The sequence below is a fragment of the Streptomyces longisporus genome (genome assembly GCF_039532765.1).
In the GTDB taxonomy this organism is placed as follows: Bacteria; Actinomycetota; Actinomycetes; order Streptomycetales; family Streptomycetaceae; genus Streptomyces; species Streptomyces longisporus.
The window spans coordinates 64,690-87,962 of record NZ_BAAASG010000029.1 but is presented as its reverse complement, the minus strand read 5'-3'; the positions used below and the strand labels follow the sequence as shown (position 1 = coordinate 87,962).

18 protein-coding genes and 5 pseudogenes are annotated in these 23,273 nt (G+C 66.9%); 9 read left to right on the top strand and 14 right to left on the bottom strand.

Annotated features, from left to right (window positions below; all coding sequences use genetic code 11):
• The first annotated feature begins 475 nt into the window (after window positions 1-475).
• From ABD355_RS43200 to ABD355_RS43195, 3 genes and pseudogenes are all read left to right on the top strand, one after another.
• The gene (locus tag ABD355_RS43200; RefSeq protein WP_344406829.1) at window positions 476-2,710 is read left to right on the top strand and encodes a tetratricopeptide repeat protein; all 2,235 of its coding nucleotides are present in this window, start codon (window positions 476-478) and stop codon (window positions 2,708-2,710) included.
• A 287-nt stretch (window positions 2,711-2,997) separates the two neighbouring features.
• Window positions 2,998-3,662 (top strand): annotated as a pseudogene (locus tag ABD355_RS44855) (helix-turn-helix domain-containing protein); the annotation flags it as partial.
• A gap of 184 nt (window positions 3,663-3,846) precedes the next feature.
• Window positions 3,847-4,545, top strand: coding sequence for a DUF6461 domain-containing protein (locus ABD355_RS43195; RefSeq protein WP_344406827.1), 699 nt, complete (start codon window positions 3,847-3,849; stop codon window positions 4,543-4,545).
• A gap of 30 nt (window positions 4,546-4,575) precedes the next feature.
• Here ABD355_RS43195 and ABD355_RS43190 read toward each other — a convergent pair.
• The 6 genes and pseudogenes from ABD355_RS43190 to ABD355_RS43165 all read right to left on the bottom strand — a co-directional run.
• Window positions 4,576-4,814: pseudogene (locus ABD355_RS43190) on the bottom strand (IS5/IS1182 family transposase); the annotation flags it as partial.
• Between the two features lie 218 nt (window positions 4,815-5,032).
• Window positions 5,033-5,314, bottom strand: a complete 282-nt coding sequence (locus ABD355_RS43185; RefSeq protein ID WP_344406826.1) for a hypothetical protein — start codon at window positions 5,312-5,314, stop codon at window positions 5,033-5,035.
• Window positions 5,315-5,502: 188 nt separating this feature from the next.
• Complete coding sequence (locus ABD355_RS43180; protein WP_344406825.1) at window positions 5,503-7,095, bottom strand: ISL3 family transposase; 1,593 nt, start codon at window positions 7,093-7,095, stop codon at window positions 5,503-5,505.
• A gap of 307 nt (window positions 7,096-7,402) precedes the next feature.
• Window positions 7,403-7,774, bottom strand: a complete 372-nt coding sequence (locus tag ABD355_RS43175) for a hypothetical protein (RefSeq protein WP_344406824.1) — start codon at window positions 7,772-7,774, stop codon at window positions 7,403-7,405.
• A 199-nt stretch (window positions 7,775-7,973) separates the two neighbouring features.
• Window positions 7,974-8,294, bottom strand: a complete 321-nt coding sequence (locus ABD355_RS43170) for a restriction endonuclease fold toxin (protein WP_344406822.1) — start codon at window positions 8,292-8,294, stop codon at window positions 7,974-7,976.
• Window positions 8,295-8,499: 205 nt separating this feature from the next.
• Window positions 8,500-9,072 (bottom strand): SUKH-4 family immunity protein, encoded by a 573-nt coding sequence (locus ABD355_RS43165; RefSeq protein WP_344406821.1) that lies wholly within the window; start codon window positions 9,070-9,072, stop codon window positions 8,500-8,502.
• A 550-nt stretch (window positions 9,073-9,622) separates the two neighbouring features.
• On the opposite strand from ABD355_RS43165, the pseudogene ABD355_RS43160 reads away from it, so the two are divergent.
• Window positions 9,623-10,175, top strand: a pseudogene (locus tag ABD355_RS43160) (IS5 family transposase); the annotation flags it as partial.
• A 70-nt stretch (window positions 10,176-10,245) separates the two neighbouring features.
• Here ABD355_RS43160 and ABD355_RS43155 read toward each other — a convergent pair.
• Both ABD355_RS43155 and ABD355_RS43150 read right to left on the bottom strand, forming a co-directional pair.
• Window positions 10,246-11,118: a class I SAM-dependent methyltransferase gene (locus ABD355_RS43155; RefSeq protein WP_344406820.1), complete on the bottom strand. Its 873-nt coding sequence runs from the start codon at window positions 11,116-11,118 to the stop codon at window positions 10,246-10,248.
• A gap of 260 nt (window positions 11,119-11,378) precedes the next feature.
• Window positions 11,379-11,864 (bottom strand): transposase, encoded by a 486-nt coding sequence (locus tag ABD355_RS43150; RefSeq protein ID WP_425585872.1) that lies wholly within the window; start codon window positions 11,862-11,864, stop codon window positions 11,379-11,381.
• A 52-nt stretch (window positions 11,865-11,916) separates the two neighbouring features.
• On the opposite strand from ABD355_RS43150, the gene ABD355_RS43145 reads away from it, so the two are divergent.
• Entirely contained in the window at window positions 11,917-12,441 is a 525-nt protein-coding gene (locus tag ABD355_RS43145) for a DUF6193 family natural product biosynthesis protein (protein WP_344406819.1), read from the top strand.
• A 242-nt stretch (window positions 12,442-12,683) separates the two neighbouring features.
• A pseudogene (locus tag ABD355_RS43140) lies at window positions 12,684-12,960 on the top strand (NF041680 family putative transposase); the annotation flags it as partial.
• A gap of 33 nt (window positions 12,961-12,993) precedes the next feature.
• On the opposite strand, the gene ABD355_RS43135 reads toward ABD355_RS43140, so the two are convergent.
• Complete coding sequence (locus ABD355_RS43135; RefSeq protein ID WP_344406818.1) at window positions 12,994-13,557, bottom strand: RICIN domain-containing protein; 564 nt, start codon at window positions 13,555-13,557, stop codon at window positions 12,994-12,996.
• 268 nt (window positions 13,558-13,825) lie between these two features.
• On the opposite strand from ABD355_RS43135, the gene ABD355_RS43130 reads away from it, so the two are divergent.
• A complete protein-coding gene (locus ABD355_RS43130) occupies window positions 13,826-14,803 on the top strand; it encodes an ArsR/SmtB family transcription factor (RefSeq protein WP_344406817.1) in 978 nt (325 codons plus the stop codon).
• A gap of 93 nt (window positions 14,804-14,896) precedes the next feature.
• Window positions 14,897-15,559, top strand: a complete 663-nt coding sequence (locus ABD355_RS43125) for a class I SAM-dependent methyltransferase (RefSeq protein WP_344406815.1) — start codon at window positions 14,897-14,899, stop codon at window positions 15,557-15,559.
• A gap of 98 nt (window positions 15,560-15,657) precedes the next feature.
• On the opposite strand, the gene ABD355_RS44850 is transcribed toward ABD355_RS43125, so the two are convergent.
• From ABD355_RS44850 to ABD355_RS43105, 5 genes and pseudogenes are all read right to left on the bottom strand, one after another.
• Window positions 15,658-16,005: a transposase gene (locus ABD355_RS44850; RefSeq protein ID WP_425585869.1), complete on the bottom strand. Its 348-nt coding sequence runs from the start codon at window positions 16,003-16,005 to the stop codon at window positions 15,658-15,660.
• A gap of 1,542 nt (window positions 16,006-17,547) precedes the next feature.
• Window positions 17,548-17,649 (bottom strand): annotated as a pseudogene (locus ABD355_RS43120) (IS5/IS1182 family transposase); the annotation flags it as partial.
• Between the two features lie 568 nt (window positions 17,650-18,217).
• Complete coding sequence (locus ABD355_RS43115) at window positions 18,218-18,388, bottom strand: TetR family transcriptional regulator (protein ID WP_425585868.1); 171 nt, start codon at window positions 18,386-18,388, stop codon at window positions 18,218-18,220.
• Window positions 18,389-18,522: 134 nt separating this feature from the next.
• Window positions 18,523-19,182 (bottom strand): ScbR family autoregulator-binding transcription factor, encoded by a 660-nt coding sequence (locus tag ABD355_RS43110; RefSeq protein ID WP_344406813.1) that lies wholly within the window; start codon window positions 19,180-19,182, stop codon window positions 18,523-18,525.
• Window positions 19,183-19,361: 179 nt separating this feature from the next.
• Entirely contained in the window at window positions 19,362-19,493 is a 132-nt protein-coding gene (locus ABD355_RS43105; RefSeq protein WP_344406811.1) for an SDR family NAD(P)-dependent oxidoreductase, read from the bottom strand.
• 615 nt (window positions 19,494-20,108) lie between these two features.
• On the opposite strand from ABD355_RS43105, the gene ABD355_RS43095 reads away from it, so the two are divergent.
• Window positions 20,109-22,916 (top strand): FG-GAP repeat domain-containing protein, encoded by a 2,808-nt coding sequence (locus ABD355_RS43095; RefSeq protein ID WP_344406810.1) that lies wholly within the window; start codon window positions 20,109-20,111, stop codon window positions 22,914-22,916.
• The last annotated feature ends 357 nt before the right edge of the window (window positions 22,917-23,273 follow it).

Here is a 23,273-nt window from a genome sequence, read left to right as displayed (position 1 = left end):
ACGGCGGAGCAGCCTGGGCCGCTGCCTTGCCCAGCGGACGATGGGCTGCATCAACGCGTAGCGGCTCTGTTGCCGTGTCATCGCCTGCTGCGACGCGGGGATAGTGCCCGCAGCAGTATCCCGAGGGTGCGGTGCGCTGCGGCGCGTCGCTCAGGGTGGCGTGACCAGATGGTGGGGAGGACGACGCCCACATATAGGAGGGCGAAGGCGGCCAGTACCAGGAGGACCAGGCTGGTCGGAAGGTGCGTGCTATCGCGCAGAAGAGGCCCCAGGCCCATGTCGTGTTCCTTGATGACGATGTCAGTGGGATCGGCCCCCGATGACGGCGGCCTGGCAACGAGGTTGACTGTCCAAGGCCGTGTCCAGCAGCCATTCAGTGGCCGGTTGCGCAGACCGCGCAGGGAGCACTGGTGAGGGGACGTAGAGTTCGCGGGTGTCCAGCTGTGTCGTCTGGGCATAGTGGGGGGACACCGCGGTGGGCGGAAGCGAGGACGCCTTCTTCGTTGATCTACGGCGGCTCGGGCAGATCCATGGGCGTCATCTGGCGCAACGGGTCAGTCTGCGGGCTCTGTCACGCGGCGCGGGCGGCCCCGTCGCGACGACGATCGGTGCCTGGCTGGACGGCAGCCGCTTTCCCCAACAGGTCGACGCCCTGGTCTCGGTGGTAGAACAGCTGCGTACGGCAGCGGCAGCCGAGGGATTCGAACCGGTTCCGTCCGAGGCACGTCTGCTCGATCCGCTGTGGTGGCGTGACCAGCATGCGGCCGTGGGCCGGGAGCGGGCCGAGAGCGTGCGCGTCGGGGTGCGGCGGGCCCAGGCACAAGCCATACGGCAGGAGCAGCAGGCTGCCGCGTTCGTGGGACGGCCCATCTCCCAGCTCAACCCGTTCGATCTGGAGGTACACCACGGCGTCGAGGTGTCGGCCTGGAGCGTGGACACCATCCTCGACTCCCCCTACGCCGCATGGCTTTCCACAGGTTGGACGTCAGGCGACGGTCTTCCCGAGCTCACGCCCTATATTCTGCGCTCCCATGACGAGGAGCTGAGTGCTCTGGTGAGCCGGGGCGAGGCCGGCCACAGCGCGATGGCGATGCTGGTGGGCGGCTCATCCTGCGGCAAGACCCGGGCCTGCTGGGAAGCCGTTCAGACCTTGGGAGAGGGCTGGCGCCTGTGGCATCCCTTTGATCCCACCCGGCCGGAGGCCGCGCTCGCCGATCTTCAGAACGTCGGCCCCCGCACCGTGGTCTGGCTCAACGAGGCACAGCACTATCTGCTGCCCTCGACGAGCTCTCTGGGAGAACGAGTGGCTGCCGGAATACGCGCGCTGCTGCGGGATCAGGCACGCCGCCCCGTGCTGGTGCTGGGCACCATGTGGCCCGAATACTGGGACACGCTGACGGCTCTGCCTGCTCCGCATGCCCCCGACGTCCACGAGCAGACCAGAAAGCTGCTGGCAGGCACCAACATCTCGGTCCCCTCCGCCTTCTCCTCAACTGATCTGAGAGCTCTGCTCCGCGACGGCTTGGGCGACCCCCGCCTGCTGTATGCCGTCCAGCGGGCCAGGGGCGGCCAGATCACGCAGTACCTTGCCGGGGCACCCTCACTGCTGGAGCGCTATCGCAATGCCCCCGTCGTCGCCCGAGCCGTTCTGCAAGCGGCCATGGACGCACGTCGTCTCGGCCACGGTCTCGCTCTTCCCCACCCTCTTCTCGCTGCAGCCGCGCCCGGCTATCTCACCGATGAGGAGTGGGACCAGACCAGCGACGACTGGCTGGAAGAAGCGCTGGCCTACACCGCGAAACCCTGCCACGGTGCGCGGGGCGCACTCACCCGCATCAAGCCGCGCCCCGGCCAGGCAGGCCTCGCCACCCCTCATTACCGCTTGGCCGACTACCTGGAAGAGCACGGCCGCAACACCCGCTACAGCCGTCCCGTTCCGGACACACTGTGGGAAGCCGCGTTCCAACACGCCCACGTGGAGGATCTGTTCGCCTTCGCCCGCTCCGCCGCCAGCCAGCGCGGCCCCGAAGAACATCTACGGTTCGCCGTCAAGGCGGCGGCCAACGGCGATCACGCGGCGGCATGGCAAGCAGCAGAGACCCTCAGCCGCTCCGGCCGACTGGTGGAGGCCCTGGCCATGTACCAGCGAGCGGCAGACGGCGGCGCCTTCGTAACCGCCCGCCGAAAGGCCGCCGCACTGCTGCACCAGCTCGGACGCCTCGACGAAGCCCTCCAGGAGTATCAGGCGGCAGCCGGCCAGGGCCACCTCCCCTCGGTGCACCGTGCCATCACACTCATGCACGACCGAGGAGATCGCACAGCAGCCGCCACATGGTGCCAACGCCTCGCCGAACAGACCGACCTCGACATCCTCGACACGGCGATCACCTTGCTACAGCAGACCGGCCACGATAGCGCCCTCACCCAATGGCTTTGCGACCTCGCCGAACGCGGTCGCCCCGGAGCCCTCGCACGCGCAGCAGACCTCCTACAGCACACCGGCCGCGCCGACGAGGCGGTGGCATGGCTCGTACCTCTAGCCCAGGCGGGATACCTGGGCGCCGAGCTGCTCGTCGCCGAAATCCTGGAGGAATCCGGACACCTCGACGAAGCCATCACCTGGTATCGCCGCGCGACCGAATCCGGCTACCCCAGCGCCCGCAGCGCGCTGACACGCCTGTCCGCCACCAGCGTCCCGTCAGCCCCATGACCCGCGGCAGAACACCACCGATCGCAAACCCGTGCATCCGCCACACCTCAGACATGGGTGCCGGGTCAAGGAGTGCTGGGCGTCGGCTGGTTGTCGGCGTGCTCTGCGAGGCCGTCGAGGGCTTGGGCAGTGAGGCACAGCAGCCGAGCGCGCTGTCAGAGCTCTTTGCCGAAGCCGGTGGGCTGGCCGCCCATGCCACCGCGGCGTTTGCGGTTGGCCCGCTTGCCTGGACCTACTGATCTCTTCGGAGTGTTGTCGGATGCTGATCCCTGCGGCAGGCCGGTGGCATGCGGTACGCGCAGGGTGGCGGGCTGACCGCCGAGCGGCGGTGGTTTCGTGAACGGATCCGGTACCAGGCCGGTGAGCGGTTCGCACGTGGTGAGAGGACCGCGGTGATCGCGAAGGATCTGCGGGTGAGTGAGCGGTCGGTTGAACGCTGACGTCATGCCTGGCAGGAGGGTGGATGAAGGCCCTCGCCTCGACGGGGCCGGCGAAACTTCCCAAGGTGTCCGACGGCCAGTTCGCCGAACTGGAAAAGGAGTTGGCCCTCGGACCGACCGAGCACGGCTGGGAGGACCAGTGGTGGACCCTGGCACGGGTCAGAGGAAGAAGGATGTGTGGCCGCAGGCGGAATGACCGTGGCGGCGCTGGGGGCCTACATCCTGTTCGAGGACGAGGCCGGGTTCTCGATGCCCCCGCCGCGTGCCCGCACCTGGGGCCGACGCGGGCAGACACCCGTGGTGCCGGTACGGGGCCGCTCCTGGCGCCGCTGGTCGATCGCGGCGATGTGCTGCTACCGGCCAGGAGCACCCTCCCGGCTGATCTACCGGCCGCCCGCCACCGCAAGCATCGGGGCAAAGGACGCGACACCTTCGCCTGGAGGGACTAACGCGAGCTGGTCGTGCGCGCGCACCTCCAGCTCAAGGCCCCCATCGTCTTGATCTGGGAGAATGAGCGTTTTCCGACTTCACGAGTGCCGAGGCGGATCTTCTGTAACCAGGCGGCGTGATACCAGGGCCCGCGGTTGTCAGAGGCCCTGGATACGCTGTCTGGCGTCGGTCTTCGCTGCGCGTGTAGGGATGCCTGTGTGTGAGGGAATCAGATGGCTGGCCGACCGGGACGAAGGGCTGGACAGCGTGGTGTTCGCCCGGCGCATCAGTCCAGAGGAACTGGCGGTGCGGATGGGTGGCACGCCCGGTGCCGCCGTGGAGCTGACCGGCCTCGATGTCACCCATGTCCTCCATCGCTCGCAGACCAGCGACAACGCCGTGGCACGGGTTGGGGCATGCGGTGCCTGGTCGTATGCGGTACTGCATCTGGCCGACCCCGGGCGAGACGACCTGGCCGTCAGAGCATCACGCGATGGTGTCGAAGTCATCCAGTACGTGGCTATGACGGATCACCCGCTCGCGCAGTTCAACTACCTGTGTGATGGTCGAACGGTGTGCGGCTTCGGAATCGGGGAGGAAGCACATCGCTGGGGTCAGAATCCGGACCATCTGCTGCCGACGCTCGTTGTAGGCGGCGTCCTGCCCCCTGACGGGACGAGTCACCAAGCTGCGCCGGCGGACTCAGCCCTGAGCGGCAAACATCTCACGCTCGCCGTGCTCGAGCACCACTTCGGGTTGTGTCTGCCCGAAAACAGTGTGATGCGTGCGCAATTGCCTGCCTACACAATCCGCGGCACGCTCAGCCTGGGCCCCGACCCAGACGTCGACATCATCCGCGCCTGGGCTGCCGAGCACGGCTACCCCCTGGACTGGGGTCAAAGCGGCCACGTACCGACCTCCATCCGCGAGGCGTTTGCCCATGCCACCGGTAGGCGCTCAAGCTGAGGTCGGAACGGGATCATTGAATCTTCCACCTCAGTCTGAGCCTGCCAGGTGCAGGGCGAGGACGGCCTGGATGAGGCCCGTGATCCGGGTCGTAGGCCAGCGGAGCTTGCGCAGCAGTCGCCAGGCCTTGAGGGTGGCGACGGCCTGCTGGGCGAGGGCGCGGATCTTTGCGTGGGGTCGGTTGACCGCTTGTTGGCCGGCGGACAGCGTCTCCCACCTGCCTTAATACGTAGTTCGGATCGTGCCCCGGCGCCGCGGTATGCCTTGTCCCGCCCCGCCGCATCGGCGGGGCGGGAGGCGGGCTCGAGCGCCAGCAGCGGTGACACGGCAGCGCATGAGCCTGTACTGGACGCTGTATTCGGTGTGTCTTCCTCCACGGTCTGCCGCAGTGGCTATGTCGATGACTTCGGGGTTCTGGCACAGATCTTGGGGAGCCGTCGCGGAGGGTGACGGTGTCGTTCGATTGAGGGCGCGGGTCCGGGGCCCGTCAACGTTCTCGCATTCTGGTCCACCACCAGCCGAACACCGCCAACTCAATGTTGTTGGGGTCGGGCAGGGTGCGGCGCTCGAATTCCTCATCGATGCGTGTGATCAGTCGGCCCAAGTCCCGTTGCGCTCCGGGAGGAAGGTGCCGCATCGCCCACTCGAGGTCATCACGGGCATCTCCCACCCCGGGCGATTCGAACTCGAAGGCGTCCAGGTAGCGTCCCGGCCGGTTAAAAGCTCGCTCGAAACACGAGAGCGCATTGGCGACCGCGTTGGGCCACATCTCCTGGTCTTCGACCCGGCGGATCGCTGCACGAGTCTGCGCAGAGACACCGCGGACCTTCTGGACCGAACACTGCCATCGTGGCCGCCACCGCTCCGCGCGGACGACCTTGGGACGCCTACGCGGCATCGCCCTTTCGGATCAACATGAGGCCATCCTGCCACGGGTGGGCGGCTGCTCGCGCAGTGTTACTGGAGCAGGATCATTTTGCGGAGGAGTTCAAATCCGGCTCGGCCGTAGAGCTGGCGCTTGATCTTCTTGATGCGGTTGACGGCGCCCTCGATGCTGCCGGAGCTCCAGTCGAGAGTGAGCCCAGCTATCACGGCGTCAAGGTCCCGCAGAAGGTGGAGCGCGAAGCCGGTGAGACCGGGGAGCTGACTGGCGTCGACTGCATCGATCCAGGTGGGGAGTGTGGCGCCGCGGCGGTCGGTGAGTATCTCGCCGAAGTCGGGGACGTGTGCGGCGGCCGTGTCCAGTTCGGGACAGCGTGCAAGGACATCCTTGAGGCCGGCCCGGTCTTCTTCGGTCAGGGCCGTGGGGTGTCGGGTGAGCCAGCCGGTCACCTGACGCACCGACGGCGGCCGCGGCGGCGCGTCGGCCGGAGCCCTGCGGAGGGTGGCGATGTGGGCGCGGACCATCTGGTAGGTGACGGGCGCGTTGTCGGCGAGGAGTTCACCATGAAGCTGGGTGACGCTGGTGCATCCCTCGGTGAATCGCCGCTCCAGGTAGGACTTGTAGGGGTCCAGTCTGCTGGGGCGGGGCCGGTTTTCGCGGAAGGTGTCCTGCCAGCGTGCCGCGTTCGCGTACCGGAGTACGGTGTTGAGGCCCCAGCCCAGGTGCCGTGCAATCGCCCGGCGTGAGTGACCTTGAGCGAGAAGCTCGTGGACCAGGGCATGTGCTGCCTTCTTCCGCTCGGCCCGCCGGCCGACGGGCCCCGACTCGTCCTGCGGCAGACCGGAAGCCAGCCGGGTGGCCTCCGGCAGAGTGCCACTGGGCGAAGGATTGCTCAGGCAGTCGCGATGGGCGGCGACGCAGGTCTCCACGGCGCGGCCGAGGCCCTGCCATAGATTGAACCGGTCAGCGACCTGCAGAGCATCAGGGGCACCGCGGCGGGCAGCCTCGGCATAGGCGCCCGCCCGGTCCCGGCAGATGATCTCCACGCCGGGGTGACGGACAAGCCACGCGGCCAGCGGTCCGGCTTCACGCGTCGGGAGCACATCGACCACGCGATGGTCTTCGACGCTGGTCAAGACCGTGGAGTACGTCTGACCGCGACGGATCGCAAAGTCGTCCACGCCCAGCACACGCGGCGTGCTGAACGCGGGATCGGGCAATGCAATGACCCTGCGCAACAAGGTCATCCGGCCAGCTCCGAAGCCCAGCTGGGCAGCCAGCCGGGCGCCGGCCCGCCCGGCCAGCGCGAGCCCCACCCGTTCCAGGACACGGTTGAGCCGCGTGGTGAACCGTGCGTGCGGGGCGGCCAGCCGGGAGAACGGCTCGGCGAACGTCCGGCGCGGGCAGTCCGCCGCTCCGCAGATGAAGCGCCGGACCGTCAGCCGGATCACGAAGCCCTGCTCAGCGAGTGGAAGGTCCCTCAGCTTGCGCTGGTATCGGTCGTGGACCCGTCCCGAGAACCGGCCACAGGCCGGACACGCAGCCCCGGCCGCTCGGCCTATCGCCATCACCTCAACCGTGCCGAACGCGGCCGTAACCGCCTCGACATCCACATCATCGATCCCGTCGAACACCAGCGAGGCCCAGAACGGTGCATCGGTCTGCATGACCAGCACCATCACCGTCCGCAACCGACCGCAGCAGCGATCAGCAGACACCTGAGGGAGCGTCAATTCCGTCCGGGGGATGACAAGGCGTACGCCGTCTCACACGAACCCGTCTCCTCGCAATCGAACGTCGAGGTAACGCTCCGCGACGGCTCCCCAAGATCTGTGCCAGAACCCCGAAGAAAGAGACATAGCCAGCCGCAGAGTGGCCGTTGATCGGGTGACGAGTTGGCGTACCGCAACAGACGAGGCTGTGAACACAACCACCCTGTCGACAACCGCCATCAGTACCGATCCACCTCATTGGTCAGCCCTTGAAACTGCGCCGTCGTTCCAGATAGTTCGCTCCCCAACCAATGAATTCGTCATCATCGTCCACGACGCAAGGCCACCTCTCGCACATCACGGCCACAACAACGTCCGCGGCTTCTATAGTGCGATAGTCGATGCCAAATCCATTCCATTTCCCGATGAGTCCACCAATTAGAGCGAGTTCATCCGGCTCATATTCCCTCGCCAGCTCGCCCTGCAGGTCCGGTTCGACCCATGCAATTGACTCCTCGTGCGACACAACGATCCGCCCGTCTCGGAGGTCTGCACTGATCCCACGAGCCAGCAGTTGATCTCGAACCGCTTCGGCGGTCACATCGCTCGGCAAACACGCGATCAACGAATTCATGAGACGACCCCCCTCATGGGCCCAGATACTGATGTCGGTCGCCGCCGGGACACACATGGATACCACCGTGGCGGACCTGCCACTCAATCAGCCCTTCAGGCTCGTACGTGAGCAAGAAGAGCCCCTGCACCTCGGAGTCTTCCTCATCTGCGGGCGGAATAGCAGCCATCTCGGCCAACTGAACACGAAGCCAGGGAACTTACCCCTCCTGGATGCCTCCTCCATAAAAAGCGTACGACGTCCAGTTGAATGGGTGGGCTGGAAATCCCCACCCACCGGAGTAGTGATCATCAGCATGCTTGGCGATGATCTTTCCCAGAACCAAGTTAGTGGGCTTCGCCTGCGCCACATAGGTATCACTTAAAGCGTCAAACTCCCGACCCTTCGGATCATTCTCAAACTTTACTCTCGATTCGCCCTCGAGGCGCTGAGCCAGTGCGTCCGCCGAGGCGTCCGGCTCAAGTACCAGGGGCCACCAATTCTCCCGCTCGGCGAATGCGTGCGGATCCTGGGTGCGCAACTGCTCCCCAGCCTGTCGAAGGCCGCCGAGGCGACCCGCGGCTGGGCCTGCTCAGGATGACGCGCCGGGCCTCGCGCGCTTCCGGAAGGCCGGTTGCGAACGCTTGGGGCGAGGAGTGGCCTGACCTGACCGGCATGCAAAGTACGGCAAGCTCCGGCCCGAAGTTCCGCACGTGTCCGTCGTCAGTCACCGATTCTGCGCTCTTTCATTCGAAATGATGTTCCGGATCCACAATGTAGGTGAGGACCTCGAACCAACAGGAATCCGGGTTCTCCAGAGCGGCCGGATCCACGGCACTCATCGTTTCCCGGATGCGCAAGCGCACAGCCTCAAGCTCTTCCTTTCCATGCGATTCCCAGTCATAGTTCGGACTCTCGGCCTTGAGGAGGTACAGGAAATGAACAAATGACCGCAGCCCGCTGTTCAGCAGATAGATTTCTTTGTATTGAGGCAGACAGTAGACCTTGCCGGTATCCGGGTCGAACGCGATATCGTCATAGGGGATCATTCCCAGACCGATCCAACTGTCCGCCCCCGGCGGGATCCGGTCGAAACGGTCGGAGAGTTCTCCGTCCCACTGCGCGACCGGCTCCAGTCGCTCGCCGATCCCGTCATCCAGGTCGAACCAGGGGTTCTCCCAGACCGGAATACCCAGCGTTCCCAGAACGTCTCGGGCATCCGTGTCCGACACGGGCCCGAGAATGCTCTCCGGCGATCTGATCAGCTCGTCCGGATCGAACACGGCCACGAGCATGTCACGACTGAGGTTGCTACTCATTTACCCTAATCCCACCGAAAGTAGATAACTCACGAAATCCTATCTACTCAGTTTCAGCTGGTCAAGATAGCTCTCCATGACGGCATTCCTATGCTCCCTGGACGCCTTGTCCCCGAATTCAACACTATGACTCACCTCGGTTCCCCGGAATCCTCCGCCATCCATGAGCTGCAATTCGCCTCTGTGCTACAGGGTTCTCGCTCCGTATAGAGATAGCGCATTCGCGCCGGTTCCCCCCTCTCAAAAACGGCGTCCCGATCATCCGCTCGGAATGCTCGCACCCATTGCTGGGGGCCACGAGAATAAAGTCTCCGCTGCCGTCCGCACTACGCACCCGCGCGGCCGCGTAGTTGTTACTCGTGAACTCTCCGTCCTTGTTGTGAGTGCCGTAAATGCGATCCGCGTGGCGCGCGCCAACTGGGTGGCCTCGGAAAGGTCGCTGCTGCCCAGCGGAACCTGCTGAGACGATGCCTTCGGCCGCGGATCAGTGCGCCCCTCGCTCTTGTCCTTCAGCTTGCCGTTCTGTTCGCCTCTGACCGGACGTCCGATAGAGCTGCTGCTTGCCGAGTTGCGGACGGCCGACATGCTCGACCTCTCTAGGGCTGCCGTCGACTGCAGCCATATCGGCGATGAAGGGTGGGCCGGCCACCGGCCCGTCCCCGGTGGACCGAGGCAAGACCGGTAGCAAGCACCACGTCATCGTCGGGGCCCACGGAATCCCGCTGGCCACGATCACCACCGGCGGCAACCGTAACGACGTGACTCAACTGATTCCGCTGATCGAGGCCGTGCCGCCGGACCGCGGCAAGCGCGGCCAACCGCTACGCCGACCCAGGCATCTGTATGCCGACCGCGGCTACGATCACGACCTTTACCGCGACCGGGTGCGCAGGTTTGAGATCACCCCGCATATCGCCCGGCGCGGCATCGAACACGGCTCCGGCCTGGGCGTCTACCGCTGGGTCGCGGAGGGCACGATCGCGCTGCTGCACTGGTTTCGCCGCTTGCGGATCCGCTGGGCGATCCGCGACGACATCCACCATGCCTTCGTCACCCTCGGCTGTGCCCTGATCTGCTGGCGACGGCTGAAATGGTCGCTGTGAACTCGTGTCGCCGTGGCCCACAGGTTTTCGCGTTCGTCATGGTGTTCTGCGGGACCGCTGCGGATGTGGGTCACGACGAGCCCTGGACGCGTTGAGCGGTGTAGGTGACCGTTAGGCGCGGGTCTGCGACCTGGCCGCCGAGCTCGTCGACGAGCGAACCGAGGCGAGTGAGGAACTCTTCGCGGTCGGGCGCGGAGAGTTCCGCGATGTTCGGGAACGTGGACCACTGATCCCGTGCGGTCTGCGCGGTCAGGATCTGCTCCCATTCGATGATCTCGACGGAGACGTTGTCGAAGTAGCCGCCCGTGGTCAACTGGCTGCGCCACCGGTCGGTGTCGAGGACGTGCGAGCGGCTGTCCCGGTAACCGGTCTCGGCAGGCAGCAGGTCTTGGTAGACCTCGTCGAGCCGGTCGCGGAAGAGCGTCGGCCGCTTGACGTCGCCGAAGTCGTTCCACCACGCCGCCAGCCAGCCGCCCGGACGCACCAACCGCGCGATCTTCGCGGTCGACGTGGCCGGGTCGAGCCAATGCAGCGCTGTCGCCACTGCCGCGAGGTCGAACCCGCCTGGCAGGTCTACAGCCTCGAAGTCACTGACGAGGACCTCCAGCCGGTCACACGCGTGATCGGCGACGAGGATCGCGGCCAGGCTTTCGCCGGGCTCGACCGCGACCACGTGCGCGCCGGCAGCCAGCAGCGGTTCGGTGGCCAGTCCCGTACCGGCACCGATCTCGAGCACCCGCGCACCGGGCCGCAGCCCGCAGCGCTCTGCCAACAGGTCGAAGACCGCGTCCGGGTACGGTGGTCTGCCTCGTTTATAGGTCAGCGCATCAGCGTTGAACGACATCCGGCGAGCTGCGCGCGTCGTGTCAGCCATCATCGATCGCTCGGCGGTGACAGAATCATGAGCAGCTCCGGTGTCGAGGTCAGATTCTTGATCGTCCACTTCGACAGTCTGCCAGCTTCGCCTTACGGAGCCACAGGATTTTCGCCCCTGGGTACCCTGCGCAGCTGGGAGCCACAGGTGGTCCCGAAACCTCGTGATGCTGCACAGCAATGCCGCGCTTATCGTTACGAGTCGTTATACACATCGGCCATTCGCTTGTTTCGCTGAGGAATTCTGGTGCGTCTCGTCCAGTTTCTCCGCGAAGTCCCGCACGTGGGACACGAACCCACGGACCTTGTCCTCGTTCACATTCGGCCAGTTCACACCGATGAACTGCAGGAAGAAAACGACTTCTTCAGGCAGCTCAATAGCCGCAGTGCCCTCGTCCGACAACAGCAGGCGACGACCGAGTAGAGCCAGCCCGGGATCATCTGGCGCTTCACCCCTCCGTGGCCGAAGGTATGACAAAAGGCCCGGCCAGGGCAGGTGTTGGCGTCCGGGCGCAGCCACGGCGAGACGTCCGCGGCCAGCACGACCCGGCCGTCGTCCGCTGTCCGCGGCAGCGGCACTGAGGCCAGTGCGCGGCGCAGCCGGGTCACGTCGATCCGCCCCTGGTTGAGACGGGCGTAGAGCGCCCCGTGCCCGCGTCGGAGTTCCGGCGCGAGTGCCAGATCGACCAGCGTCTGCGCCGGCCCGTCCGTGCACAGCAATGCGTCGCATAACTCGAACAGCGCGTCGCCCCCCGCGGTCAAACACGCGTACAACTCCGTCCGGAAGCACGGCACTTCCGAGAACGTATCTTGCAAAACACCCTGATGCACCAGACTCACGACCACGGTCTTCGCGCTGATCCACTCAGTGACGGAGCAAAGGATCGAACGAAGGCCGCTCTCGCGTCCGGCCGTTCCCATCCCGACTGATCAAGTTCGAGGGACCATTCGATCAATCAGGCGGGCTCGGTCGGCCGCGTCCCTCGTGCACGATGGTGACGTGAACAGGGATGCAGCGCGCGAAGCCGTCGTTGAAGCAGGCTGGCAGGCAGTACGGGACGACGGGCGGGTACGGGCGGAGTTGTTGGAAGCAGCCTATGCCGAGCCCTGTCTGCGGCAACTGTTCCCCTGGACCGGGATGGGAGAACTTCACTTCAGTCGTTGCACCGAAAGGCGGTGGACCTGGGACATCCCGTACATTCAGCCCTCATCCAGAGGTACCTACTGGGTCTCCGGCCCTCTGCGGAGCCAGACAGTTGGCCCGGCAGCTACAGCACAGGAGGCCATCGCCATGGTGGTCCAGCGTCTTCCAGCGGGCTGCGGTCCTGCCTTCCTGGGCACACCGGAAGAACTCGCGGCTCACGAAGCCACAACGAAGAGGCACACAGACTGACGAAGGTTAAAGGACAACTGAGGACCTGTTTCTGAACCCAGATCCGCAGGTCACCGCTCCAGTGTCCGAAACGCTCAGTTCGTGGAAGCGTTCGCCGAACGGTCATGGTGACCGTTCGGCGAACGGAACTGCTGGAGCCAGTGGGACATGTGATGCGTTGTTCATACACAACAGGTCCCGGAGGCCGGCGACTCGACTGACGGACCGGCTCGGCCTTGATCGTTCTCAAGGTGTTGGCCAACATCGCGGCGCACACCCAGCTGCGGCTTGCGCTGCCGCTGGCAGCCGACCGGCGCAGGCCCTGCGAGAAGACCACCCGTACCGGCACCGCGCTCCCCCCGACCCGCGTCCGGCGCGGGTTCCGGAACATCACATCCACCCTCACCTCTGCAGTCCGGCCCGCGCACCCATACCCACCCGGCCAGGGCCAAGACGACCACCCGGCTCCAAGAACCGCAACCCCGCCACCCGCTACCGACGTAGGCAAGCCTCAAACGACCCGAGACACTCATCGCCCTGCGTAATAGCCGATGTCGAGGAACAAGCTCGCGCCTACGCCGGGAACATGCTCCAGAACTGGTTGTTGCTGGAGTCGGCCGACCACAGACGCTGGAGGTTCGCGTCCATGTCCAGGTAGAAGCGGTCATTGGCCCAGCTGTTGGCTTTGTCGGCGGCCAAGTTGGCGACCCGCTGGTAGTAGTTGGTGCGCGGGGTGAACCGCCACCGCTGCTGTTCGGACTGGTTGCACCCCCATGCTTGCACGGCCGCACCGCCGGTGAGGTTGTTGGCGTCGGCGTCCAGGCACAGGCCGGTGGCGACGTTCACCAGCTCGTACCAACTGCCGGACGCGCCACCGCTGCCTTCGGGGTAGAAGGTCCACTTGTCGTGGTCGTCGCTCGAGCACTGCTGGACATAGGTGCGGGTGCCGTTCCCCCCGGCCCCCCACAGGCACATGGCCTTGCGACTGCCTCCGGTCCAGCCAGAGTTTTGGATCTTGAAGGTGCCGAGCGAGTCGTCGGCGTGAGCGCTGACGGGTACGGCGACGAGTGCGGCGACCGCGCCGAGCGTAGCGGCGACGGTGGTGATGGAACGTCTCTTCGGGAGCCTGAATTTCAAGGAATTCCCCTCCTGGGAATCGGGAGCCACGGACCAGGGCCCGTCCCCGCTGGATCGGACCGTCCAGGCTGGGGGTCCGTGCCCTCTCCATGGCGCTGGCATGGCGTTTCACGAACTTGCCTTGCGGCCGGGAGCAGAGGTAAGAGTTGCGGGCGAAGCCGCGGTCACACGATGGACTGCGCGACACAGTCGCGACTAGGCTTTTGCGCGAGCATGCAAAAGCTCAAGGACCAGCACCATCAGGGGACGCGCCGGGGGGGACGCCGCCTTGATACGGATCCGTCTGACCAGCGACGACCTCGAACGGACGCAGGTCGCCGACACACCGGACTTCGGCTACGAACTCGCCCTGGGCGGAGCCCACTTAGCCAGACCAGTCCCGGACCGCCGGCTGTCGATGTGGCGACACGAGGTCGCCTCCACCTGGAACCCGTACCACAGCAGGCTGTTCGACCTGTACACGGACCTCTACCTGCCCGCGTTCTTCGACGCGGCCACCCAACCCGCGCCGACACCGATCGACCCAGGGTCTCCACCGGCGGTCGCCCACCTGCGGGACCTGGCCCGATCCCGGGCATTGACCCCCTTCGCGCGCGGGCTCGCCGAGGGCCATCCCCGCGCGGCCACCACCCTCGACCGGGTACTCGCCGGCCTGCGGGCAACGGCCCTGGACCCCTACCGGCGACGTATCACCTCCCTTGTCGCCACTGCGGCCGCGCACGCAGAAACCCAGGCCAAATTGGGCGGCCCCAACCGCCTACTGAGCTCGGTACACCCGTCCGTCAGCTGGGACGGCCAGCACCTGCGCCTCAACACCAGGGTCGATGCCGTGGAATCCCTCGAAGGACGGCCCTTGATCTTCCAGCCCTCCGCTCTGGCCACAGGAATCACCTTCAACCCCCTCGCCGATGAGGTGATCGTCAGCTATCCCGCAGCCCCGGCCCCTCTCACCCGGGACCCCGAACTCCACACCCCGTCTGCGGCGCTGCAGTCGCTGCTCGGCCCGACCCGAGCAGCAGCGCTGGTCGCCGTTGTCCGGACGCCCGCCCTGACCACCGGCCGGCTCGCAGCCACCATCGGCATCTCCCCCGCCGCCGCATCACGACACGCGTCCGTCCTACGCAACTCCGGGCTCATCGCCACCACCCGCAACGGCCAGACGGTCCACCACCACCCGACGCGGCTCGGCCTCGACCTCGCCTACGGATCGGGGGTTGAGGAACATCGATGCCAAGAGGCGCGCTAGGTACTGTCTCTCCGGTCACGACCGGCAGGACAGTACCTAGCAACTGCTTTTGAGGGTTGACCTTGCCCCTGGGGCAAGTCCCACGGTGGCGCTATGGACACCGCATCAGCTCAAGAACGACTCCTGTCCGAACAGCGCGCCTACTACAGTGCCCTCGCCCCGGACTACCTTGACCAGCTCCTCGATCTTCCCGGCGGCGCTGAGCTGAGTGAGGCGCTCGACGCGTTCCGGCCTACGGGCAGCGTCCTGGAACTAGCCTGCGGGCCCGGCACCTGGACCCCTCAGCTGCTCCGCCACGCCAGCGATGTCACCGCCGTCGATGCGTCCCCGGAAATGCTCGCGATCGCCGCGAGCCGCGTCCCTGATGGCGCACCGGTGAGATTCGTCGAGGCTGACCTGTTCACCTGGGAACCTGGCCGCCGTTATGACGTCGTCTTCATGGGGTGCTGGCTCTCGCACGTGCCGGCCAGGCGATTCGAGTCCTTCTGGTCCCTGGTGACCACTGCCCTCGCGCCACAGGGCCGCGTGTTCTTCGTCGATGACCACTACCGAACGCCAGAGGAGCTCGTCGAGGGCCCGGCATCGTCCACCATCCAGCGGCGCATCCCTGATGGGACGGCCTACCGGATCGTGAAAGTTCCCCATGAGCCGGCGGAGCTGGAAAGACAGCTTCGCGAGCTCGGCTGGGACATCACAGTCACGCCGACAGCTGGCCCGTTCTTCTGGGGCGCCGGCAACCGGACTGGAGAGTCTTGATCACGATCGGAGCCAGATCATGACTGAGGCGGTGGTAACGGTGCCTAGGCAGATGTGTCCGCGCTTGTCATAGCGAGTGGCGACGGCCGGGAACTGTTTCAGCTTGTTGATCGCCCGCTCGACCGTGTTGCGCTTCTTGTACCGCGTGGGGTCAAAGCCAGGGGGCCGTCCACCCTGCGAGCCCGGCGTGGGCGTCCGGCCTGTTGGTCCTTCTGCTCCGGGATCACGTGCCAAATGCCACGCCAGGGCAGGTAAGACCGGATGGCGCGGTTGCTGTACGCCTTGTCGGCACCCACGCTGTCACGCGTGCGACGCGGGCGCCCCAACCCAGTTCCGGGCACCCGGATCTTCTCCAACGTCGCCTCCAACTGGGTGCCGTCCGCCCGCTTGCCCGGCGTGATGACCAGCGACAACGGACGACACCTGCCGTCCGCGGCGAGGTGCACCTTGGTGGTCAGCCCCCCCCGCGGGAGCGACCAAGCCCTTCGCCTGCCGCCCCGCCTCCGTGCTGGGCGCGGACCACCAGACGCCCTGAGCACCCGTCACAGTCTCACCCGGTGACGAGGCGAGGCGGGAGACGCGCCTGGCACACTCATGGCCTTCAAGGAACTGCTGCCGGACATGGTACGAGTCCTGGGCCCCGACCAGCGCAGCACGCCCCTCGTTCGGGCGCGCCACGCCCAATCGCTGGGGGATGCGGCCCTTGCAGCCGACGCAGCCGCCGCCTTCGAGTAACTGCTGCCGGACATGGTGCGGGTACTGGGCCTGGACCACCCCGACACCTTGGGAACCCGTCAGGGCCTCGCCGTCGCACGAGGCAAGAGGGGGCGTGCATCTGGCGCAGCCACCGCCCTGCACGAGGTCCTCGCCGACCGGCAGCGGTACTGGGCCCGGACCACCCCCACACTCTCATCGCCTCGGCCGCCCTCGCCCGATGGCGAGGGGGCCGGCCGGGGACGCGGATGGCGCTGTCACGACCTGCGACGAGCTGCCGGCCATGGAGCGCGTGCTGGGCAAGGACTACTCCCGCGCACTCACTGACCGTCGCAACCCCGCCTGCTGGAGGGGCGAAGCGGGGGATGCGGCTGGCGCGGCCGCCGCCTTCGACGAGCTCCTTTCCGACCGGCGGCGCGTGCCGGCCCCCGACCCACCGACACCTTGGGAACCCCTCAGAGCTGGGCCTACTAACGGAGCGAAGCAGCAAGAGGTGGTGAACTGGGCTCCGGATAATGGCGGTTGGGCTCGCGAGTGCAGCAAACGCACTTCGGCACCGTCGTGGCGGCCGCCCACGATCAACTGCGGTGCGCCCCCCCTGCAGTTCGTACCGTACGCAGGGTCCTCGGGGACGACGTCCAGGCGGCTGGTCTCCGCATTGAACGCCATGGCCTGGACGTGACCCACGAGTTCAGGCGCGGCCGACGGCAGCGTCGTCGCCCGTTCAGGGTCCTGGTTCCTCTTCGGACTCGCCGACGCGCCCGTGGTCAATGACACTGCTCCCCAGCGGCAAGAGCGGCCCGCTCCGGTGCCGTACTCTCGACGGACCCCCCATTGCCCGAAGTGTGGCGCACTGATGCGCCTGCGTGTGGTCGGGATCGGCCATGAGAGCAGTCCTCAGGGCATAGGGCGCGCAGGGTCCGGGCCTGCTGCCAGCCGCCAGATCAGGGTGTCAGGCCGCTTCTGATCGCCAGCCCGGACCGCTGTGACGATGCAGGGTATGCATACCGAATCAGCGTTCCCCGCATGTGTGTTCACCTGCGGCATGGAGAGGGCCGTTTGTCACACCGCCCTCCCTGCGCGCCATGGTCACCCGTTCGGGTGGTTGGTTCGCGTTCCGCGTGCAGGAACGGAACAGCTGCGGACTGCGCTCGGTCGACTCTGGGCCGAACCGTCCAGCGGGCAAAGTGCCCGCTGTAGTCCCGGTCGCTCCATGTGCAGGGCGGACGGCTGATCGCGTCCCATCTGCCACCGGGCGGGCGGTCGCTCATCCACGGCTCGTTGCCGCCCCGCTCCCGCACCACCTTCCACAACCGTTCGAACTGTTTCATCCGCAGCCCGGTGAACGTCTCCACCCACAACGGATCAGCCCTCAACCCCCCACGTAAGCAAGGGAAATGCCCAGATCACGGCCGCGTGCAACGCCCTTTAGAGCGCCCAGTACCTGAATGTCCACATCAGTCCCTCTGTCATCGCCGTCGGCGCCGTGACTCTCGCCTGGCGAACGGGCAGGCCGCCGACTAAAAAACAATCCAGGCGGTTTGTCAATAACAAACCATTCAGTCTGTTTACTTTGCCGCTTCGATGAGAAAATAGCCTGTCGGGTTAGTCTTTGTCCGCCGTGCGGGAACGCCGACGGCGGCGGTGCCGGGGGGCGAAACCGGGGAAGCCCGGCTGTATTCAGGGGTCCTGCTGGGCCGTCGGACACGGACAGCAGCACGCTGCACACCGACCCATGCCTGCCAGCGCGCCGGGAGAAGGCGCGGCTTCCCGTGTGGGCCGGGTACCAGATGGACCTGGTCCACCCGGGCTGCGGAGCGCCAGGTCTCGTCCGAGGCGGCCAGGACACGCAGTCCGGCCGTCACGGCGACGACGGTCATGGTCATAGCGTACGAGGAGGACGGTGACCTCACGCGCCACGTCGGCCAGGAGGTTCCAGCCGCGTCAGGCCCGGGCGCCCTTGCTCTCGAAGTGGAAGAGCAGGGCCCCCTTGCTCACGCCAGCGCGCTCACTGATCACCGGAAGGGACGCGGGTACGTACCCTTCGCCGACGAAGGACTCCGCCGCCTGGATCAGTGCCCGGCGGGTCCGGGTGGCACGCTCCTGCTTGACCATCCGAGCTTCCCTCGGTCGGTTTGCGGAACCGCTCCTGTGCCCCCTGCTCACCTCTTCGCACCTGAGGGTCACACAGCACGGGCGTCTCCGATCTCCCCCCTTGCCCAAACCACACAGATGGTTTGTTTCTATGGTCACTGGCCGGCGCCGGCCAGAGCCGAGGCCTGCTCCACCTCGGCTATGACCCGGGCTCCCCGGTCAGGGGCCGTGTCGAGCCACACCAGGACGGCCGGGGCGGCGATGGCGGGCAGCATGTGGCTGAACAGCGCCGACATGCGCACCTCCAGGTCCGCCCAACCGGCCATGGCCTGGGAGACGTGCTGCACGCCGATCCAGGCCCCCAGGAAGACCTGCGCGGTCTCCTCGGGCACGACGTGCGGGAGCACCTCGCCGCGCTCCTTGGCCTCGGACAGGAAGGACGTGGTGACATCGGCCCAGGCGGGCCAGGCGCTGCCAACGACGTCACGGCTTTGCAGATCGGCGGAGAGCCGCACGCCCGCGAGCAGCATCGGCTCCTGCGGCAGGCGCTTGGCCAGCGTCATGCCGGCGTCCACCCACTCCTGCAGTTTCAACTCCCTGGGCACGTGATAGTCGTTGCTGACCTGTACCTGCAGCACACCTCGGGCGAGGGCCACTTTGGAGTCGAAGTGGAAGTACAGGGCACCTTTGGTGACCCCGGCGCGGTTGAGGATCTCGCCGATCGTGGCTGCCGCGTAGCCACGCTCCGCGAAGACCGCGGCGGCAGCCTCCAAAACAGCGCGTCGGGTCCGGACAGCTCGTTCCTGCTGTGCCATGGACCCTCCTCAAGCTGAAAATTAAACCAAACAGCTCGTACCTTACCGCATGCGGCAGCGAAAAGAAGCAGCGCGGTCCGTTTGGTGCGGGGGCCATGGGGGCGCGGCTGCCGGGTCACCAGGCGGTGCGTCCTCCGCCGCAGGCCTGCCTCTTTCGCCTCGGGTGGCGCTGGAAGCACTCATCGACCATCTCGGAGCGGCGAGTCCGGGCGCGATCGCGTGACCCGGACGCTGCGGGCGGCGTACTCGACCGCGGCCACCTTGGTCAGGCCGATGACGGCGTGCTTGGAGGCGGTGTACGGGGCGGCCACCGAGGAGGCGAGAAGTTGGCCGACCTGGAAACGCGAGCGCCGCCCGCTGATCGCGGCCTCCGCAGCACCCAACCTTTCCAAGGCCGACCATGACCCGGCCACCTGGCTGCCACCCGCGGCCGGCTATCGCTGCACCTACGCCATCGTGTGACGATCGCCTGCTGCGCGGCCGCAGAGTGACCTGGCCCTCGCAGAAGTACCGGCACCTCGCCGCCCGCGGCGCGATGGGCATCGCCATCGCCACCGTGGCCGGCATTCCCTCGATCGTGCGGAGCCGGGGCAGGGCGGGCGCCGCCAGGGTGCCCTGTGGTCCAGGCAGGCCACGACGGCGTTGGCCGTCGCGGGCTTCTCGGCCAGGGCCTGCGGCAGGACGGCCGGCGCCGCGGCTTTCGCCGCCGATCTCCCACAGCGTGGACGCGCACGGCACCCGCACTCACTCGTGAGCTGAGACAAGGACCCGTGGGAGCGAATCGTGCGGGCCGTTTCCGCTGCGCCGGTAATCCCGGCTACCCCACTGGTGTGCGCTGATAAGCTCCCGTCGCCCGTTCAGGGCATGCACATTTCATTCACAGCTGTCGGGGGGACAGCTGCCAGGGCGAGGGACCGGGGGGTTCCGTGGGGGTCAGCAAGGTCGTGCGACGCTGTCTGTTCCGCAGAGGGGGCGCGGCCCTGGCTGTGACCGTCGCCCTCGCCGCGGGTGCTCCGGGCGCGGTGCCGACAGGGATGGCGGTGGCCGTGGGGGCTGACCAGGTCGTTGGAGCGGGCGACGTCGTGCTCCCGGCCGCGGACCGGAGCGCCTCGCGCAATCCGGTGTTCATCGGATTCGGTGACACGGGTGTGCTGTCGAATCCCGAGGGATCCAGCGGCTGGCTCTGGACCGACTATGCGACGCGCCGTACCAGAGAGGTGACCGAGTTCGCCGGTACTCAGCAGCCCAACGGGCTCGCCCAGTCGGACTCCACCTACACCCTGTCGACCGACGCCGAGGGCCGACGCGTCGTGCGGTTTCGCGCGATGGGCTCTGGCGAGGACAGAGGCTCGGTGACCGTCCCGACCGGTCTGGCGTATGCCGGGACGGCCGGCGAGGGTGTCGTGGTCGCTTACCTGGGCGGCTCGAGCAACGTGCGCGAACTGCACTTGCTGAAGCGGGCGGCCGGGGGCGGCACCGAGGACACGAAGGTGACCGGCTGGCCCGCCGACGCCAAGCTTCTCGCGTTGAGCGGACGGGATGACCGCTCGCTGCTGCTGCGCTACCGCGTGCCGACCGAGGACCCCCAGGTCTTCCTCGACCAGCTCGTGCTCGTCGACGTCCGAGACGGGACCTGGACCAAGGTGTTCGCCCCCTACAACGCGAACTCGGCCCGGTTGCCCGTCCTGAGTGAGGACTACGTCGGCTGGTGGTACCCGGGCGCCGGTGCGCGGCTGCTACGCCGCGACGCGCTGGATGGACCGGTGATCACCGTGCCGGCCCAGGGCACCGTGGGGAAGACCGACTTCACGGTCGTCGGTGACCACGTCGTGGTGGCCACCTACGGCGACGAGACCCGTGCCGTGCTCACCCGGCCCCTGACCGACGCCGGGGAATGGCGCACTCTGCTTCCGCAGATGGACGGCTGGGTCCACGCGTCGGCGGACGGATCAGCTGTCGTGGTGGGCGGTCCCGACAAAGCACACTGGGGCATGTTCCGCCTCTCCGAGGCGCCGGACGGGCAGATCACCGCCGACGAGCTGATGGACCTGCCGCCCGTGCCCGCACCTGTCGACGGGCTTTCGCTGGTGGGCGGCACGCTTGCCTGGACCGACCAGACCTCGTCCCCGTCCTACGACGTCATGTTCAACACGCGCACCGTGTCGGCTGACGCGGTCCCCCAGGTGGGGCCGGTCCGGCAGGCCGGAGGATGGGTCAAGCCGTGCATTTTCACGTACAGCTGTGTGCGGCTGTTCGGCGCGGGCGACGGATCCGTTGTCTACAACGACTTGGACAACTCCCAGCTGGTACACCGCCGTACACCCACCGGTGAGGTCCAGACACTGACGGTTGACGGCTTCTACGGTGAGGTGAGCGCCGCGGAAGGACGGTACGCGCTGCTCTCGGGCGGCCCGAACCGCAAGCAGTTCCTCGTCGACTGGACGCAGTCCAAGGTCGTGTCGACACGCACGGCCGTGGCCGCCACCCTGTGGGACGGACAACTGTGGACCACGACGTCCACCGCCGGGCACCTGTCGATGAGCCGCCTCGGCTCGACGGCCGCGGCCCTCGACGTCAACGTCGGCTCGGCGTGCGTGCCCAGCGAGCTGCAGGTCAACAGCCGTTTCGTCTACTGGACGTGCGCCGCGCAGAACAAGGCCGGCGTGTTTGACCGCTCCCGCGGACGGTCGGTTGCCGTGCCCGTGGGGGACGTGCTGCTGGCCGACGGGTTCTTGGTACGCCATGACAACGAGCGCGGCAAGCTGGTGCGCACCGACGTCCGCTCCGGGCAGGCGGTCACCTCCGATCTGGCGGATCTGCCCGCGACCAAGAACCTCATGCCGGAAGGCAGCACCTCGGACCGACGGATCCGCTGGACCCTGGACCCCGACAGCGGCCGCGTGGCTTTCGTGGACGCCGGCGAACGCATCCATCTGACGCCGGCCGGGACGCTCGCCGCTCCCCTGCAGCGAGATCACGCGGGGCGGGACGGCATCGGCGACCTGCTCACCCTCGATACCTCGGGCACGTTGGCGTTCCAGCAGGGCACGGGCACAGGCACGTTCTCGGGGAAGGTGAGCGGCAGCGGGTGGCCGACCAGCGCCAGGTTCGTCTCTTACGGCGATCTGAGCGGGGACCGGTGCAACGATGTACTGGTCAAGCTGAGCACCGGCGCTCTGCGCCTGTACAAGCCGGACTGCGGGGCGGCGGTCGAGCCGTCGACGCCGTACACCTCGCTGGGCACATCCGGCTGGAACCAGTACGACGTACTGACCGCGCCCGGTGACGTGAACAAAGACGGTCGCCCGGACCTGATCGCGCGTAACTCCTCGACCGGGGCCGTGTACCTCTACAAGGGCACCGGCACGGGGACGTTGTCGGCCCGGACGCAGCTCTACGCCAACTGGAAGACGTACAAGAAGGTCGTGGGAGCCGGGGACCTGAACGGCGACGGCATCGGCGACCTGCTTGCTCAGGACACGTCGAACAACCTGTACCGGTACTACGGCAAGAGCAACGGCACATTCACCGCGCGGGTGAAGCTGTTCACCAACTGGGGCAGCTCGTACAACGCGGTCGTCGGCGTCGGGGACATCACCGGAGACGGCAAAGCCGACCTGGTCTCCCGGGACAGCGCGGGCAACGTCTGGCGCAACAACGGCGACGGCAAGGGGTCGTTCGGACCTCGCGCGAAGATCGCGAGCGGCTGGCAGGGCTACAAGAGCCTCTTCTAGAAGGGCACTTCTCGGTCAAGTCGTTACATACGTCGTGCCCCGGCGTAGGGAATCGCCGGGGCACTACAGATGACGACAGACGTCTCGGATGCCGAGGCACTCGGAAAGTTGGCTGCTGAGCAACGGCGCCGTGAACAGCAGCGACAGGTCTGAAGCTGCGACCCCTTCTTCAAGATTTCTTGTCGGTAGGGCTGGAGCCCGGGGCCGAGAGGTGAAGCCCCTCGCGTCGACGGAAAACCGCCGACGGTACTCGCTGAGTGTAGAGCTCGATGATCCGTGTCCCTTTCCCTCGAAGTCCGCGTCCTTCGACCGGGTCCAGGAACGGCTGCGGCGCCAGCGCACGCCCTCGGCCAGCAG